At 52.7% G+C, this 17019-nt stretch carries 15 protein-coding genes and 2 tRNA genes; 3 read left to right on the forward strand and 14 right to left on the reverse strand.

All coding sequences use genetic code 11. The features are described 5' to 3' along the window. Positions 1 to 16: 16 nt before the first annotated feature. The 7 genes from rpsO to WFN75_RS17510 all read right to left on the reverse strand — a co-directional run bounded on the left by rpsO (position 17) and on the right by WFN75_RS17510 (position 6913). Positions 17 to 286, reverse strand: a complete 270-nt coding sequence (gene rpsO, locus WFN75_RS17480) for a 30S ribosomal protein S15 (protein ID WP_032614416.1) — start codon at positions 284 to 286, stop codon at positions 17 to 19. 152 nt (positions 287 to 438) lie between these two features. Beyond that, complete coding sequence (gene truB, locus WFN75_RS17485; protein ID WP_286932042.1) at positions 439 to 1383, reverse strand: tRNA pseudouridine(55) synthase TruB; 945 nt, start codon at positions 1381 to 1383, stop codon at positions 439 to 441. Further along, positions 1383 to 1784 carry a 30S ribosome-binding factor RbfA gene (rbfA, locus tag WFN75_RS17490; RefSeq protein ID WP_040073896.1) on the reverse strand — a complete coding sequence of 134 codons (402 nt, stop codon included), beginning with the start codon at positions 1782 to 1784 and terminating at the stop codon, positions 1383 to 1385. Before rbfA ends, truB begins: the two co-directional genes overlap by 1 nt. 146 nt (positions 1785 to 1930) lie before the next feature. Beyond that, on the reverse strand, positions 1931 to 4621 hold the full coding sequence (gene infB / locus WFN75_RS17495; protein ID WP_040073895.1) for a translation initiation factor IF-2: 2691 nt from the start codon (positions 4619 to 4621) through the stop codon (positions 1931 to 1933). Positions 4622 to 4645: 24 nt separating this feature from the next. Continuing rightward, positions 4646 to 6148, reverse strand: a complete 1503-nt coding sequence (nusA, locus tag WFN75_RS17500) for a transcription termination factor NusA (protein ID WP_040073894.1) — start codon at positions 6146 to 6148, stop codon at positions 4646 to 4648. Between the two features lie 28 nt (positions 6149 to 6176). Next, positions 6177 to 6629, reverse strand: coding sequence for a ribosome maturation factor RimP (gene rimP, locus WFN75_RS17505; RefSeq protein ID WP_040078388.1), 453 nt, complete (start codon positions 6627 to 6629; stop codon positions 6177 to 6179). 207 nt (positions 6630 to 6836) lie between these two features. Further along, positions 6837 to 6913: transfer RNA gene (locus WFN75_RS17510), tRNA-Met, on the reverse strand. A gap of 286 nt (positions 6914 to 7199) precedes the next feature. Here WFN75_RS17510 and argG point away from each other — a divergent pair. Continuing rightward, entirely contained in the window at positions 7200 to 8546 is a 1347-nt protein-coding gene (gene argG / locus WFN75_RS17515) for an argininosuccinate synthase (protein WP_212476761.1), read from the forward strand. A 153-nt stretch (positions 8547 to 8699) separates the two neighbouring features. Here the strand turns inward: argG and WFN75_RS17520 are convergent. The 6 genes from WFN75_RS17520 to rlmE form a co-directional block, all read right to left on the reverse strand. Next, positions 8700 to 8786: transfer RNA gene (locus WFN75_RS17520), tRNA-Leu, on the reverse strand. Positions 8787 to 8799: 13 nt separating this feature from the next. Beyond that, positions 8800 to 9132: a preprotein translocase subunit SecG gene (gene secG / locus WFN75_RS17525; RefSeq protein ID WP_032614427.1), complete on the reverse strand. Its 333-nt coding sequence runs from the start codon at positions 9130 to 9132 to the stop codon at positions 8800 to 8802. Between the two features lie 224 nt (positions 9133 to 9356). Then, on the reverse strand, positions 9357 to 10694 hold the full coding sequence (glmM, locus tag WFN75_RS17530) for a phosphoglucosamine mutase (protein ID WP_046885787.1): 1338 nt from the start codon (positions 10692 to 10694) through the stop codon (positions 9357 to 9359). Next, positions 10687 to 11535 carry a dihydropteroate synthase gene (gene folP / locus WFN75_RS17535; protein WP_046885786.1) on the reverse strand — a complete coding sequence of 283 codons (849 nt, stop codon included), beginning with the start codon at positions 11533 to 11535 and terminating at the stop codon, positions 10687 to 10689. Before folP ends, glmM begins: the two co-directional genes overlap by 8 nt. Positions 11536 to 11635: 100 nt before the next feature. After that, positions 11636 to 13570, reverse strand: a complete 1935-nt coding sequence (gene ftsH / locus WFN75_RS17540; RefSeq protein WP_046885785.1) for an ATP-dependent zinc metalloprotease FtsH — start codon at positions 13568 to 13570, stop codon at positions 11636 to 11638. Positions 13571 to 13672: 102 nt separating this feature from the next. Next, positions 13673 to 14299: a 23S rRNA (uridine(2552)-2'-O)-methyltransferase RlmE gene (gene rlmE / locus WFN75_RS17545; RefSeq protein WP_039031646.1), complete on the reverse strand. Its 627-nt coding sequence runs from the start codon at positions 14297 to 14299 to the stop codon at positions 13673 to 13675. Between the two features lie 122 nt (positions 14300 to 14421). Between rlmE and yhbY the strand changes: the two genes are divergently transcribed. Then, on the forward strand, positions 14422 to 14715 hold the full coding sequence (gene yhbY, locus WFN75_RS17550; protein ID WP_040078387.1) for a ribosome assembly RNA-binding protein YhbY: 294 nt from the start codon (positions 14422 to 14424) through the stop codon (positions 14713 to 14715). 152 nt (positions 14716 to 14867) lie between these two features. On the opposite strand, the gene greA is transcribed toward yhbY, so the two are convergent. Next, positions 14868 to 15344, reverse strand: a complete 477-nt coding sequence (greA, locus tag WFN75_RS17555) for a transcription elongation factor GreA (RefSeq protein WP_046885784.1) — start codon at positions 15342 to 15344, stop codon at positions 14868 to 14870. A 239-nt stretch (positions 15345 to 15583) separates the two neighbouring features. Between greA and dacB the strand changes: the two genes are divergently transcribed. Continuing rightward, positions 15584 to 17017: a serine-type D-Ala-D-Ala carboxypeptidase gene (gene dacB / locus WFN75_RS17560; protein ID WP_207292470.1), complete on the forward strand. Its 1434-nt coding sequence runs from the start codon at positions 15584 to 15586 to the stop codon at positions 17015 to 17017. Positions 17018 to 17019: the final 2 nt, after the last annotated feature.

Here is a 17019-nt window from a genome sequence, read left to right on the forward strand (position 1 = left end):
CTGAAACTCGCAAGACTTAGCGACGCAGACCCAGACGCTCGATCAGCGCGGTGTAGCGTGCAACATCTTTACGTTTCAGGTAGTCGAGCAGTTTACGACGCTGAGAAACCATACGCAGCAGACCACGACGGCTGTGGTGATCTTTTTTGTGCTCTGCAAAGTGACCCTGCAGGTGGTTAATCTGTGCAGTCAGCAGTGCAACCTGAACTTCGGTAGAACCGCTGTCGTTAGCATCACGACCAAACTCAGAAACGATTTTAGCTTTAGCTTCAACGCTTAGAGACATTTTACAACTCCAAAGTATAAAGAATGAAAGGATGCCGATCTCTAATTCAGCTATCCCGAGTATAACGCCAGCCTATTGTTAAACAATTTGCGAGACGTTAAGCCGCAATATTCTACCCGCCTCCCCTGCTTATCGCAAGTTGAGGCGTGAGGTTATGCGGGATATTCGACCACCAGACGACGGGGTGCGACACGCCCTTCGTCATCCATTTCACCCATACCGATGAACTTACCTTCATCACCTTCCGTGACGCGAACCAGGCCACCGGCCGGTGCGCCTGAGGTGCGAACAGGGTTGCCGTTTTTAAAGTAAACGGACGATGTTAACGGCAAATTCACGACCGGATAGTCCGCGGCCGGACTGTCCATAGGCATCAAAAGCGGGTCCAGCAGCTCGGCGGCAGAGAGACCCTGCTGTTCCGCCTGCTCCACCAGCGCACCAAGCTGCTCAAGCGTTACCATCCGCTCAGCGGGATAGTTGCTGACGGCAAGGCGACGCAGGTAGATGACGTGCGCGCCGCAACCCAGTTTTTCGCCCAGGTCGTCGATAATGGTGCGGATGTAAGTGCCCTTTGAACAGTGCACTTCCAGCTCCAGCTCGTCGCCTTCGTGGCGGATAAACAGCAGCTCGTAAACGGTGATCGGGCGAGCCTCACGCGGCACCTCGATACCCTGACGCGCATACTCGTAGAGCTTCTTGCCCTGGTATTTCAGCGCCGAATACATAGAGGGCACCTGCTGAGTCTCGCCACGGAAGCTTTCCAGCGCATCAGCAAGCTGTTCTGCGCTAAAAGTGACAGGACGTTCTTCCACGACCTGACCATCAGCATCAGAGGTATCGGTACGCTGACCCAGCTTTGCGATGACGCGATAGCGCTTATCAGAATCCAGCAGATACTGAGAAAACTTTGTCGCTTCGCCAAGACAGACTGGCAGCATGCCGGTCGCCAGGGGGTCCAGCGCACCGGTATGGCCGGCTCGGTTGGCGTTATATAGACGCTTTACCTTTTGCAGAACGTCGTTGCTGGATGCCCCTTGCGGTTTATCCAGCAACAGCACGCCATGCACGTCGCGACCGCGACGACGAGGACGACTCATCAGTCCTCCTTATTGTCGTCCGGGTTTACACGACGTTCGTCGTCGTGTTTAACCACGCTGGTCACCAGGTTGGACATGCGCATACCTTCTACCAGCGAGTTGTCATAGAAGAAGGTCAGCTCAGGCACGATACGCAGGCGCATTGCTTTGCCAAGCAGGGAACGGATGAAACCCGAAGCTTCCTGCAGCGCTTTAATGCCGTTTTTTACTGCCGCTTCGTCCTGATCGTTCAGGAAGGTCACGAACACTTTGGCATAGGCCAGGTCACGGGACATTTCAACGCCGGACACTGTGGTCATCATGCCCACGCGTGGGTCTTTAATTTCGCGTTGCAGAATGAGCGCGATCTCTTTCTGCATTTCCTGCGCTACACGCTGAGGGCGACCAAATTCTTTCGCCATAATAAATTCTCCAGACAAAAAAGGGGCTAAAAGCCCCTTTTGAAATTATTGCCGGGTGGCGCTTCGCTTACCCGGCCTACGCGAATTAACCATCTAAGGATTTTGGTTTGCCGCCAACACAGTGGCGGCCCAAAAGCCGACGACGATTACGCGATGGTACGCTGAATTTCGATGATCTCGAACACTTCGATCATGTCGCCAACGCGAACATCGTTGTAGTTCTTCACGCCGATACCACATTCCATACCGTTACGGACTTCGTTAACGTCATCTTTGAAGCGGCGCAGAGATTCCAGCTCGCCTTCGTAGATAACCACGTTGTCACGCAGTACGCGGATTGGGTTGTGACGTTTGATGGTACCTTCAGTAACCATACAGCCCGCGATAGCACCAAACTTCGGTGATTTGAACACGTCACGGACTTCAGCCAGACCGATGATCTGCTGTTTCAGCTCAGGAGAGAGCATACCGCTCATCGCTGCTTTCACTTCGTCGATCAGATGATAGATGACGGAGTAGTAACGCAGATCCAGGCTTTCAGCATCAATAACTTTACGCGCGGACGCATCAGCACGAACGTTGAAGCCAACCAGGATAGCGTTGGAAGCAGCAGCCAGGGTCGCGTCGGTTTCGGTGATACCACCTACGCCTGAACCGATGATCTTCACTTTCACTTCGTCGGTAGACAGTTTCAGCAAGGAGTCGGAGATCGCTTCCACAGAACCCTGAACGTCGGCTTTCAGAACCACGTTCACTTCGTGAACTTCGCCTTCGGTCATGTTGGCAAACATGTTCTCGAGTTTAGATTTCTGCTGACGAGCCAGTTTAACTTCACGGAATTTGCCCTGACGATACAGCGCAACTTCACGTGCTTTCTTCTCGTCACGAACTACGGTCACTTCGTCACCCGCAGCCGGCACGCCGGACAGACCCAGGATTTCCACCGGAATGGACGGACCTGCTTCCATCACTTCCTGGCCCAGTTCGTCACGCATTGCACGAACACGGCCATACTCGAAGCCACACAGTACGATGTCACCCTTATTCAGGGTACCTTCGCGTACCAGTACGGTTGCAACCGGGCCACGACCTTTATCCAGGAAGGACTCGATAACCGCGCCGCTCGCCATACCTTTACGAACCGCTTTCAGCTCCAGAACTTCAGCCTGCAGCAGGATAGCGTTCAGCAGGTCGTCGATACCGGTACCCGCTTTTGCAGATACAGGGATGAACTGTGCTTCACCGCCCCACTCTTCCGGCATAACGCCGTACTGAGAGAGTTCGTTTTTAACGCGGTCCATGTCAGCTTCTGGTTTGTCGATTTTGTTGACTGCAACAACCAGTGGCACCTGCGCCGCTTTCGCGTGCTGGATAGCTTCGATGGTCTGTGGCATCACGCCGTCGTCGGCTGCAACAACCAGTACCACGATATCCGTTGCCTGCGCACCACGAGCACGCATTGAGGTAAAGGCGGCGTGGCCCGGGGTATCCAGGAAGGTGATCATGCCGTTATCGGTTTCTACGTGGTAAGCACCGATGTGCTGGGTAATACCACCCGCTTCGCCGGAGGCAACCTTAGTAGAACGAATGTAGTCGAGCAGAGAGGTTTTACCGTGGTCAACGTGACCCATGATGGTCACAACCGGTGCACGCGGTTCAGCCGCAGCGCCAGTGTCACGGTCGCTCATTACTGCTTCTTCCAGCTCGTTTTCACGACGCAGGATAACTTTGTGGCCCATCTCTTCGGCAACCAGCTGTGCGGTTTCCTGATCGATAACCTGGTTGATGGTCGCCATCGCGCCCAGCTTCATCATCGCTTTGATGACCTGAGAGCCTTTCACGGCCATCTTGTTCGCCAGATCGCCAACGGTGATGGTTTCGCCAATGATAACGTCACGGTTAACAGCCTGCGCTGGCTTCTGGAAGCCCTGCTGCAGAGCGGAACCTTTACGCTTACCGCCTTTCCCACCGCGACCCGCTGCACGCGCTTCTTCGCGATCGGCTTTGGATTCAGCGTGCTTGTTGCCTTTCTTCTGAGGACGGGCAGTCTTCGACGCGGTGCGGGTACGGCCACGACCACCTTCAACTTCACGATCGTTTTCGTCTTCTGCCTGGCGTGCATGCTGGGAAGTGGTTACGTGATAATCGCTGGTGTCTTCAGTCTGTTCAGCGGTATTCACGCCGTTTTTCTCGTTTTCTTCTGCCATACGGCGCGCTTCTTCAGCAACACGACGTGCGTCTTCTTCCAGCTTACGGCGAGCTTCTTCTTCCGCTTTACGCTTCAGTTCAGCTGCTTCATTTTCACGACGGGCTTTTTCCGTCTGGGCTGTTTTGGTCATTTCGTCAGTCTGTTGATTGCTCACTTTGTCTTTTTCCGCAGCTTCACGCTTCGCTTTATCACTGGCGTCGCGTTTCGCTTTTTCTGCGGCCTCACGTTCAGCTTTTAATTCTGCTTCACGTTTGGCAGTTGCTTCTGCCTCACGCTGAGCTTGTTCTTCCGCTTCACGCTGTGCCTGCTCTTCCGCAGCAAGGCGTTCAGCCTCTTGCGGATCACGTTTTACAAAGGTGCGCGTCTTGCGGACTTCGATTTGTACCGATTTGCTTTTACCACCGGTACCAGGGATATTCAACGTACTGCGCGTTTTGCGCTGCAGCGTTAACTTGTCAGGCGTAGAACCATGTTCACGGTTCAGGTGCGCTAACAAGGTTTGTTTCTCTTGCGCGGTTACCGAATCATCAGCGGACTTCGGGATCCCTGCATCAGCAAATTGCTGTACCAGGCGATCCACGGAGGTCTGAATCTCGGCAGCCAGCGTTTTTACAGTTACATCAGTCATGCTGTTCCTTCCTGCTACAGTTTATTACGCTTCGTCGCCAAACCAGCAAATATTACGTGCGGCCATGATGAGTTCGCCGGCTTTCTCGTCGGTTAAACCTTCGATATCGGCCAGGTCATCAACGCCTTGTTCAGCGAGATCTTCCAGCGTACAAACACCACGGGCAGCCAGCTTGAACGCAATCGCACGATCAAGACCTTCCAGATTCAGCAGGTCATCAGCCGGCTTCTTATCACCAAGGCTTTCTTCCTGAGCCAGTGCCAGGGTGGTCAGTGCGTTTTTAGCGCGTTCACGCAGGGCTTCAACGGTTGGCTCATCCAGACCGTCAATTTCCAGCAGCTCTTTCATTGGCACATAGGCCAGTTCTTCCAGCGTAGAGAAGCCTTCTTCAACCAGTACAGTGGCGAAATCTTCGTCAATGTCCAGGTACTTAGTGAAGGTATCGATCGCCGCGTGGGCTTCAGCCTGATGCTTAGCCTGCAGGTCATCAACGGTCATTACGTTGAGTTCCCAGCCGCTCAGCTGAGACGCCAGACGCACGTTTTGACCGTTACGGCCAATCGCCTGCGCCAGGTTACCCGCTTCAACAGCGATATCCATGGTGTGCTTATCTTCGTCCACAACAATGGAAGCTACGTCAGCCGGCGCCATCGCGTTGATCACGAATTGCGCCGGGTTGTCGTCCCACAGAACGATATCGATACGTTCGCCGCCCAGTTCGGTCGAGACCGCCTGCACGCGAGCACCACGCATACCTACGCATGCGCCAACCGGATCGATACGCTTGTCGTTGGTTTTTACCGCGATTTTCGCACGGGAACCAGGATCGCGAGCGGCCGCTTTGATTTCGATAACTTCTTCGCCGATTTCCGGCACTTCAATGCGGAACAGTTCAACCAGCATTTCTGGTTTAGAACGCGTCACGAACAGCTGGGCACCGCGTGCTTCTGGACGCACAGCGTAAAGTACGCCACGGATACGGTCACCCGGACGGAAGTTTTCACGCGGGAGCATGTCTTCACGCAGGATGACGGCTTCAGCGTTACCCGCCATGCCTTCAGATTTGATTTCCAGGGAAATGTTGTCGCGGTTAACTTTCTTCACCACGCCAGTAACGATTTCACCTTCCTGATCGCGGAACTGATCAACCACCATAGCGCGCTCGGCTTCACGTACTTTCTGCACGATAACCTGCTTCGCCGTCTGGGTAGTGATACGGTCGAAGGTCACAGATTCAATCTGATCTTCAACATACTCGCCAACATTCAGGCTTTCATCTTCGAAACGTGCTGCTTCCAGCGTGATCTCTTTAGTCGGCTGAGTCACTTCTTCCACGATCACCCAACGGCGGAACGTGTCGAAGTCACCGCTTCTGCGATCGATTTCAACGCGAACATCGATCTCTTGCTCGTATTTTTTCTTGGTTGCTGTAGCCAGTGCACTTTCCAGCGCTTCGAAAATCTTCTCACGCGGCAGCGCTTTCTCATTGGAAACGGCTTCAACAACAGCCAAAATTTCTTTGTTCATCGCGGGCTTTTCACCTCAATCCAGACTGTTAAAAGTGGGGAACCAGGTTCGCCTTCTGGATATTACTCAGCGCGAACACTTCATCTTTGCCTTCGACTGTCACCGTGATCATTTCACCATCAACGGCTTTGATAACGCCCTGCCATTTACGGCGGTTCTGTACAGCCATACGCAGAACGAGAGCCACTTCTTCACCGGTAAAACGCACATAGTGCTCGGCCGTGAACATTGGACGATCGAGGCCAGGTGAGGAAACTTCCAGGTTGTATGCAACAGTAATCGGGTCTTCAACGTCAAGAACCGCACTCACCTGGTGGCTGACATCAGCACAATCGTCAACATTGATGCCATCTTCACTATCAATATAGATGCGCAGCGTCGATGTACGGCCGCGAACGAATTCGATGCCGACCAGTTCGTAGCCCAGTGCTTCGACCGGTGCTGTAATCATCTCTGTTAATTTTTGCTCTAATGTGGACAAGCCCACCCCCAAGACATAAAAAAAGGGCATAAAGCCCAGTTATTCTGTAGTCAGATAACAAAAAACCCCGATAAATCGGGGCTTTAGATAACTGAACCCTATAGCCGCAACTGCGGCCTGGAGCACTCTCCGAAAGAATTCTTTCAAATCCAGCTACGAAGGCTCTGAGTCTTCACAGTATATTTGAAAAAGAACTTAATGGGAAAGTGGTTGCGGGGGCCGGATTTGAACCGACGACCTTCGGGTTATGAGCCCGACGAGCTACCAGGCTGCTCCACCCCGCGCCTGAAACGTGGCAAATTCTACTCGTTTTGGGTAAAAAATGCAAATAATGCTGGGATTTGGTACCGAGGACGGGACGTAAAATCGGCGTTTAGTATATTGATAGTAGGGGTTGGCTGTCAACCCTGTAACCGACAGTGGAAAGGCTAAGATATTTTTACAAAAAGTACACGAATGTCTTCCGGTCATCGTCAAAAGATGATTAAATGAAAACTCACTTATTTTGCATAAAAATGCAATTCAGGTGAAAAGGATAACTCATCAGTCAATCAAGCAGGGTTTTATTTTATGACGACGATTCTCAAGCATCTTCCGCAAGGACAACGTATTGGCATCGCTTTTTCGGGCGGCCTGGATACCAGCGCTGCACTGCTGTGGATGCGCCAAAAGGGAGCGGTTCCTTATGCATATACTGCGAACCTGGGTCAGCCGGATGAGGACGATTATGAAGCCATCCCGCGTCGCGCCATGGAGTATGGTGCAGAGAACGCCCGTCTGATTGACTGCCGTAAGCAACTGGTTGCTGAAGGTATCGCAGCCATTCAGTGTGGCGCGTTTCATAACACCACCGGCGGTTTGACTTATTTCAATACCACGCCTCTGGGTCGCGCCGTGACCGGTACTATGCTGGTTGCTGCGATGAAAGAAGATGGTGTGAACATCTGGGGTGACGGCAGCACCTATAAAGGCAACGACATTGAGCGTTTCTATCGCTATGGCCTGCTGACCAACGCTGAACTACAGATCTACAAACCCTGGCTGGATACCGATTTCATCGATGAGCTGGGTGGTCGTCATGAAATGTCTGAATTTATGATTGCCTGCGGCTTCGATTATAAGATGTCCGTCGAGAAAGCTTACTCAACAGACTCCAACATGCTGGGTGCGACGCACGAAGCGAAAGACCTGGAGTACCTGAACTCCAGCGTGAAGATCGTTAACCCGATCATGGGCGTTAAGTTCTGGGACGAAAACGTCAAAATCCAGGCTGAAGAAGTGACGGTGCGTTTCGAACGCGGCCATCCGGTCGCCCTGAACGGGAAAACCTTCTCTGATGACGTTGAACTGATGCTCGAAGCCAATCGCATCGGTGGACGTCACGGTCTGGGCATGAGCGACCAGATTGAGAACCGTATTATTGAAGCGAAAAGCCGTGGCATCTATGAAGCGCCGGGGATGGCATTACTGCATATCGCCTATGAGCGTCTGCTGACCGGTATTCACAACGAAGATACCATCGAGCAGTATCACTCTCATGGTCGTCAGTTAGGGAAACTTCTGTATCAGGGCCGCTGGTTCGACCCGCAGGCACTGATGCTGCGTGATGCGTTGCAGCGCTGGGTGGCAAGCGCCATCACGGGCGAAGTGACGCTGGAGCTGCGTCGCGGTAATGACTACTCCATCCTTAACACGGTCTCTGACAACCTGACCTACCAGGCAGAACGTCTGACCATGGAGAAAGGCGATTCAGTCTTCTCTCCGGACGATCGTATCGGCCAGCTGACTATGCGTAATCTGGATATCACCGATACCCGTGCCAAGCTGTTCACCTATACTGAGAACGGTCTGCTCTCGGTATCCGGTGGAAATGGTTTGCCGCAGGTTGAGAATCAGGATCATAACGATAAGCCGTAATCGTTAATCCGAAAGACAAAAAGCGCCTGCCAGGCGCTTTTTTTTGCCCTTTAACGGGGCGCGTCGATAGTATCTAACCCATTATCGTCACTGTCAGGTGATAAAGGACAGACGAAAAAAAAGACGCTTTTCAGCGTCTTTCTTTCGGAATATTGGTACCGAGGATGGGACTCGAACCCACAAGCCCGTTAGGGCACTACCACCTCAAGGTAGCGTGTCTACCAATTCCACCACCTCGGTACGGAATACTTACTTACTGCGGGATATCGCTGGTCGGCTTAGCCGGTGCAGCTGGCTGAGTCTGCTCGGATTTCGCCGGCGCGCTCAGGTTTTCCCACTCACTTCCCTTACTGGTCTTGTTGCTGTTGATATTGCCAAGCGCCAGGCTGATGATGAAAAACAGTGTCGCCAGAATCGCCGTTGCGCGGGTCATGAAGTTACCAGAACCACTTGAACCGAACAGCGTACCGGAAGCGCCTGCTCCGAAGGAGGCTCCCATGTCAGCGCCTTTACCTTGCTGCAGCATAATCAGCGCAACGAGTGCGATGGCCACAATAAGGAAAACAACCAAAAGAGCTTCGTACATAATCAACCTGTTCCTTGCGGATTTGCCGCATACCAATGCTTCGACCAATAAGCAGGAATTTCTCTTTCCCACTGAAGCGGGTGTGAATACTAACCAAAGCGAATGACCTTCGCAAGGGCAATTTCAGCGCATTGTATCAAGTGCGGAAAAAAACAGCAAAAGCCGCACATCTGCGCAATTTAAAGGCGGCAATCGCCGCCTTTTTAAACACTTAACCTGAATGATTATGCCGCTTTTACCGCATCGGCGATACGGTGAGCAAATTCAGTCACCTGAGCTTCGTCTTCACCCTCTACCATCACGCGGATCAGCGGTTCAGTACCAGATTTACGCAGCAATACACGGCCACGTGAGCCCAGCGCGGCTTCAACCTCAGCCATGACGGCTTTCACGTTCTCATTTTCCAGCGGATCGCCGCTACCTGCAGAGAAACGTACGTTGACCAAAATCTGCGGGAACATTTTCATGCCGCTGCAGAGGTCGTGCAGGGACATATGATTACGTACCATCGCCGCCACAACCTGCAGGCCCGCCACGATGCCATCGCCCGTGGTGGTTTTATCCAGCAGAATAACGTGACCGGAGTTTTCAGCCCCAATGCGCCACCCTTTCTCCTGCAGTTTTTCCAGTACATAGCGGTCGCCCACTTTTGCGCGGACAAACGGAATACCGAGCTGTTTCAGCGCCAGTTCCAGACCCATGTTACTCATCAGCGTACCAACAGCACCGCCGCGCAGTTGTCCCTGGCGCAGCCCTTCACGCGCAATGATATACAAGATCTGGTCGCCATCGACCTTGTGACCCTCATGGTCGACCATGATGACGCGGTCGCCGTCGCCGTCCAGCGCAATCCCCAGATCGGCTTTTTCAGCCAGCACACGAGCCTGCAGTGCCCGGACGTCGGTTGCCCCGACGCCTTCGTTGATGTTCACGCCATCCGGTTCACAGCCGATAGTAATCACTTTCGCGCCCAGTTCGCGGAACACATTCGGTGCAATGTGGTAGGTCGCGCCGTTCGCACAGTCGACAACAATTTTGAGATGGCTAAGGCTCAGCTCGTTAGGGAAGGTACCTTTGCAGAATTCAATGTAGCGGCCCGCAGCATCCACAATGCGGCTCGCTTTACCCAGCTCAGCAGAATCTACGCAGGTAATCTCTTTTTCCATCTCCGCTTCAATGGCTTCCTCTACTTCATCTGGCAGTTTGGTACCGTCGATGGAGAAGAATTTGATGCCGTTGTCATAAAACGGGTTATGGGAAGCAGAGATAACAATACCCGCTTCCGCGCGGAAGGTGCGGGTGAGATAAGCCACTGCAGGGGTCGGCATCGGTCCTGTAAAGGAGGCAGAAAGCCCCGCAGCGGCCAGCCCAGCCTCTAATGCCGATTCCAGCATATAACCGGAGATACGCGTATCTTTGCCAATGATGATTTTGCGTGAGCCGTGACGCGCCAGCACTTTACCAGCTGCCCAACCCAGCTTCAGGACAAAATCAGGGGTGATTGGTGCATCGCCTACGCGCCCACGGATGCCATCGGTACCAAAATATTTACGTTCACTCATAGCGTTTGTTTTCCTTCGCTGCCAATGTAGCTTCCACTACACGCATGGCTTCAACAGTCTCTTTTACGTCATGGACGCGAATAATATGAGCTCCCTGCATCGCTGCAATAACGGCGCAAGCCAGGCTGCCGCTCAGGCGCTCGGAAGGGCCCACGTTCAGCAACTGTCCTATCATTGATTTTCTCGACATCCCAACCAGCAGCGGCAGGCCAAAATGGTGAAACTCAGATAAGCGCGCAAGAAGTTCGTAGTTATGGGAGAGATTCTTACCGAAACCGAATCCCGGGTCGAGTAGCAATTTCTCTTTTGGGATGCCTGCACGCTCACAGCGTGCGATATGCTCAATAAAGAAGCGATTAACATCGGCAAAGACATCTGCATACTTAGGCGCTTCCTGCATCGTTTTCGGCTGCCCCTGCATGTGCATCAGGCACACCGGTAGCCCGGTTTCTGCCGCCGCCTCAAGCGCGCCCGGCTCGGTCAGCGAGCGAATGTCATTGATAATGTGAGCACCTACTCTCGCCACTTCGCGAATCACTTCAGGCTTAGAGGTGTCGACGGAAATCCACACTTCAAAACGTTGAGCAATCGCCTCTACCACCGGAACGACGCGCGCTAACTCTTCGTCTACCGAAACATCCGCCGCCCCCGGGCGCGTGGACTCCCCGCCGACATCAATAATGGTGGCACCCGCGTTGATCATCAAATTCGCGTGTCTCACCGCCTCGATAAGCGTGTTGTGCGTCCCGCCGTCGGAGAAGGAGTCAGGGGTAACGTTCAGGATACCCATCACATGAGGATGTGAGAGTTCAAGATGCGAATCCTGGGCGAAAAGTTTCATGGCAAATATCCCTGGTAACTATATGGTTTAGCGAAAAAGAAAAACCCCGGAGCAAGCTCCAGGGTTTTGAAGTTAAGACAAACGCATCAACAGCAGTGACTTATTTGTCGCCCAACTGTTCTGACATGGTATTACCCGGGTTTGGCGTACGCGGTTCATCGACCGGACGCGGTGCACGCGGAGTGCCATTGTTGTCAGAATTGTTGGAAGCGCCTGGGTCTTCCCAGCCTGCTGGCGGACGCACATCACGGCGAGCCATCAGGTCGTCGATCTGCGGCGCATCGATGGTTTCATATTTCATGAGCGCATCTTTCATCGCATGCAGGATGTCCATATTGTCATTCAGGATTTGACGAGCACGAGCATAGTTACGCTCGATAAGCGATTTCACTTCCTGATCGATGATACGTGCTGTTTCATCGGACATATGTTTGGCTTTCGCTACAGAACGGCCCAGGAAAACTTCACCCTCTTCTTCCGCATACAGCAGAGGACCGAGTTTGTCAGAGAAGCCCCATTGGGTCACCATGTTACGCGCCAGGTTAGTCGCAACTTTAATATCGTTGGACGCACCGGTAGAAACATGTTCCGCACCGTAGATGATCTCTTCTGCCAGACGACCACCGTAGAGGGTCGAAATCTGGCTTTCCAGCTTCTGACGGCTGGCGCTGATCGCGTCGCCCTCTGGCAGGAAGAAGGTCACACCCAGCGCACGACCGCGCGGAATAATCGTCACTTTGTGTACCGGATCGTGTTCCGGTACCAGGCGACCAATAATGGCGTGGCCTGCTTCGTGATAAGCCGTGGACTCTTTCTGCGCTTCCGTCATCACCATGGAGCGACGTTCCGCACCCATCATGATTTTGTCTTTCGCTTTCTCGAACTCCACCATGGAAACCACGCGCTTGTTACCGCGAGCCGCAAACAGAGCCGCTTCGTTCACCAGGTTAGCCAGGTCAGCACCAGAGAAGCCCGGCGTACCGCGCGCAATGATTGCCGCATCGATATCTGGCGCCAGCGGAACGCGACGCATGTGTACTTTCAGAATCTGTTCACGACCACGAACATCCGGCAGACCGACCACAACCTGACGGTCGAAACGGCCTGGACGCAGCAGTGCTGGGTCAAGTACGTCCGGACGGTTAGTCGCTGCAATAACGATAATACCTTCGTTACCTTCGAAGCCATCCATCTCAACCAGCATCTGGTTAAGGGTCTGTTCGCGCTCATCGTGACCACCGCCCAGGCCTGCGCCACGCTGGCGGCCTACGGCGTCGATTTCATCGATGAAGATGATGCACGGTGCCGCTTTCTTGGCCTGTTCGAACATGTCGCGCACACGAGATGCACCCACACCCACGAACATTTCCACGAAGTCGGAACCAGAAATGGTAAAGAACGGCACCTTCGCTTCACCGGCAATGGCTTTCGCCAGCAGGGTTTTACCGGTACCTGGAGGGCCGACCATCAGAACGCCTTTCGGGATCTTACCGCCCAGTTTCTGGAAACGGCTCGGCTCACGCAGATATTCAACCAGCTCACCCACCTCTTCTTTTGCTTCGTCACAACCTGCTACGTCGGCAAAAGTGGTTTTGATCTGGTCTTCCGTCAGCATGCGCGCCTTACTCTTACCGAACGACATGGCGCCTTTGCCACCGCCGCCCTGCATCTGACGCATAAAGAAGATCCAGACGCCGATAAGCAGCAGCATCGGGAACCACGAAATGAAGATAGAAGCCAGCAGGCTTGGTTCTTCCGGCGGCTCACCGACCACCTTGACGTTTTTAGTCAGAAGGTTATCAAGCAGCTTAGGATCGTTCACCGGGATGTAAGTCGTGTAACGGTTACTATCTTTCTTGGTAACGTTGATCTCACGTCCGTTGATACGCGCTTCGCGAACCTGATCCTGGTTGACCTCTTGCAGGAAGGTAGAATAATCCACCTTGCGGCCATTAGACTCGCTGGGCCCAAAGCTCTGGAATACTGACATCAGCACAACGGCAATGACCAGCCAGAGTATTAGGTTTTTCGCCATGTCACTCAAGGGATTAACCTCTTATTACAACTGTGTTAAAAACAGCGTCAGGATACTCTGTATCCGATTTATTTCAAACTTTCGTCTGAAACTCACCGACTATCATTTTCGCCCGGTCGCTACAATATACACTTCACGTGAACGCGCACGAGAAGAGTCCGGCTTACGAACTTTGACCTTCGTAAACAGGGAGCGAATTTCCTTTAGATACTCCTCGAAACCTTCGCCCTGGAACACCTTTACTAAAAAACTACCACCTGGCGCCAATACATCACGACACATTTCTAACGCCAGTTCTACCAGATACATGGAGCGAGGAATATCCACCGCCGGTGTTCCGCACATATTTGGCGCCATATCAGACATGACAACCTGTACTTTACTGTCACCTACACGCTCAAGTAACGCTTTCAGCACTAATTCATCACGAAAGTCGCCCTGAAGGAAGTCAACACCAACGATAGGATCCATTGGTAAAAGATCGCATGCAATGATTCGGCCCGTTCCGCCGATTTGCGTCACCGCATACTGAGACCATCCGCCGGGTGCTGCACCGAGATCGACAATCGTCATTCCCGGTTTAAAAAGTTTGTCACTTTGCTGTATTTCATCAAGTTTAAACCAGGCACGGGAACGTAACCCCTTTTTCTGTGCCTGTTGAACATATTTATCGCTAAAGTGTTCCTGGAGCCAGCGGCTCGAGCTAGCAGAACGCTTTTTACCTGTCATTTAACATTCCGTCCTGGTTCATCGTCGCCAGTGGTGTAAATTTCCACATAGCAATTTGGCGATATATGGGAGATGGCGGTAGAATGAACCGTTTTCAATCCCAACGTAAGCAAAAATATACGATGAATCTGAGTACTAAACAAAAACAGCACCTTAAAGGTCTGGCACATCCGCTCAAGCCTGTAGTTATGCTTGGCAACAATGGTTTGACCGAAGGGGTACTGGCCGAGATTGAACAAGCGCTGGAGCACCACGAGCTGATCAAGGTGAAAATCGCCTCTGAAGACAGAGAGACCAAAAACCTGATCGTGGAAGCCATCGTGCGCGAAACCGGCGCCTGTAATGTACAGGTCATCGGTAAAACGCTGGTGCTCTACCGCCCATCTAAAGAGCGTAAAATCTCGCTGCCACGCTAAGATTATCCTGAATTGAACACAGTTTCTGTGTAAAACGAGGGGTTTTCCTTTAGCAGGTGAGCAAAATGCCATGCTCCTTGAGTTGATAAAAGGCCGCTATGCGGCCTTTTTCCTTTCTTTACAATGTATCAACATCTTGCGGGAGATGCGAATTACAGGTAATCAACCTTCGTAATTTCATACTCCACTTCGCCACCCGGGGTACGGATGGTGACCACATCGTCCTGCTCTTTACCGACCAGTCCACGCGCAATCGGCGAATTCACGGAGATCAGATTTTGCTTAAAATCAGCTTCGTCATCGCCCACGATGCGATAAGTCTGCTCTTCGTCCGTATCGAGATTAATCACCGTCACGGTTGAACCGAAAATCACGCGGCCGTTATTAGGCATTTTTGTGATATCAATCACCTGCGCGTTAGACAGTTTTGCTTCGATATCCTTGATGCGACCTTCACAGAAGCCCTGCTGTTCACGCGCGGCATGATACTCAGCATTCTCTTTCAGGTCGCCGTGCTCGCGGGCATCCGCGATGGCAGCGATGATTTCAGGGCGGCGAACAGATTTCAGGAAATCCAGTTCTTCACGCAGTTTTTCGGCACCACGTAAGGTCATCGGAATAGCTTGCATTTGTTATACCTCTTAAACATTCCTGTTGGGGGCAGCGTCACCTGCTCCGGCCCCTGCCACCCTGACGTTCAGCGGGGCAGAAGCAAAAGAAAACTGACCCGGAAACGAAGTTCCAGGTCAGCGGCAATTTTTCAGTTTGATACGTATTTTACCCTGAAGTTCACTATGGGTCATCGTTTACTTTGCAGGGCGTTGCGCCTTAGTATGACGGCTTCTTTCCAGCTTGTTAGCGCGAGATTATGCGATTTTCCAGATTTGTCATCGGATTGACCACCAGTATAGCGTTTACTGCCCAGGCTGCTAATGTCGATGAGTACGTTAACCAGCTCCCTGCCGGCGCCAACCTTGCCCTTATGGTGCAGAAGGTCGGTGCCCAGACTCCTGAAATAGAGTATCACAGCCAACAGATGGCGTTGCCCGCCAGTACCCAAAAGGTCATCACCGGGCTAGCGGCGCTACTGCAACTTGGCCCTGATTTTCGCTTTACCACTACGCTGGAAAGCAAGGGTAACATTGATGGCGGTGTACTAAAAGGTGACCTTACGGCGCGATTTGGCGGCGATCCTACGTTAAAGCGTCAGGATATTCGCAATATGGTTGCGGTGATGAAAAAAGCCGGAGTCCAGCGAATCGAAGGCAATGTGCTGATAGATACCTCGATCTTTGCCAGTCATGATAAAGCCCCGGGTTGGCCCTGGAATGACATGACTCAGTGCTTCAGCGCCCCTCCTGCCGCCGCGATTGTTGATCGCAACTGTTTCTCTGTCTCGCTGTATAGCGCGCCTAAAGCCAATGACCTCGCGTTTATACGCGTCGCCTCTTATTACCCAGTCAATATGTTCAGCCAGGTGCGCACCTTAGCGAAAGGCTCCTCAGAAGCCCAGTATTGCGAACTGGACGTGGTGCCCGGTGATTTAAATCGCTTTACGCTTACAGGGTGTCTAACTCAGCGCGCCGATCCGCTGCCGCTGGCGTTTGCCATTCAGGACGGCGCCAGCTACGCCGGGGCCATTCTGAAAGATGAGTTGAAACAAGCGAACATAAGCTATTCCGGAACACTACTGCGCCAGACGCTGACTAACGAACCGGGAACCGTCCTGGCCAGCAAACAGTCGGCGCCCCTGCATGATCTGCTGAAGATTATGCTGAAAAAGTCAGACAATATGATTGCCGATACCGTATTCCGCATGATTGGCCATGCCCGCTTCGGCGTACCCGGCACCTGGCGCGCGGGCTCCGATGCGGTACGTCAGATTTTGCGTCAGCAGGCGGGTATCGATCTGGGTAATACCATTGCGGTGGATGGTTCAGGCCTGTCACGCCATAACCTCATCTCCCCCGCCACGATGATGCAGGTGCTTCAATACATTGCCCAGCACGACACTGAGCTAAACTTCATTTCAATGCTGCCGCTGGCAGGTTATGACGGTTCACTGCAATATCGCGCTGGCCTGCACGCGGCTGGTGTCGATGGCAAAGTCTCCGCCAAGACCGGTTCGCTGCAGGGGGTATATAACCTTGCCGGGTTTATTACCACCGCCAGCGGCCAACGCATGGCGTTTGTACAATATCTGTCAGGTTATGCTGTCGAGCCCGCGGATCAACGTAATCGCCGTATTCCACTGGTGCGCTTCGAAAGCCGCCTTTATAAAGACATCTATCAGAATAATTAACG

Source organism: Leclercia sp. UBA7405 (genome assembly GCF_037152215.1).
Lineage (GTDB): Bacteria > Pseudomonadota > Gammaproteobacteria > Enterobacterales > Enterobacteriaceae > Enterobacter > Enterobacter pneumoniae.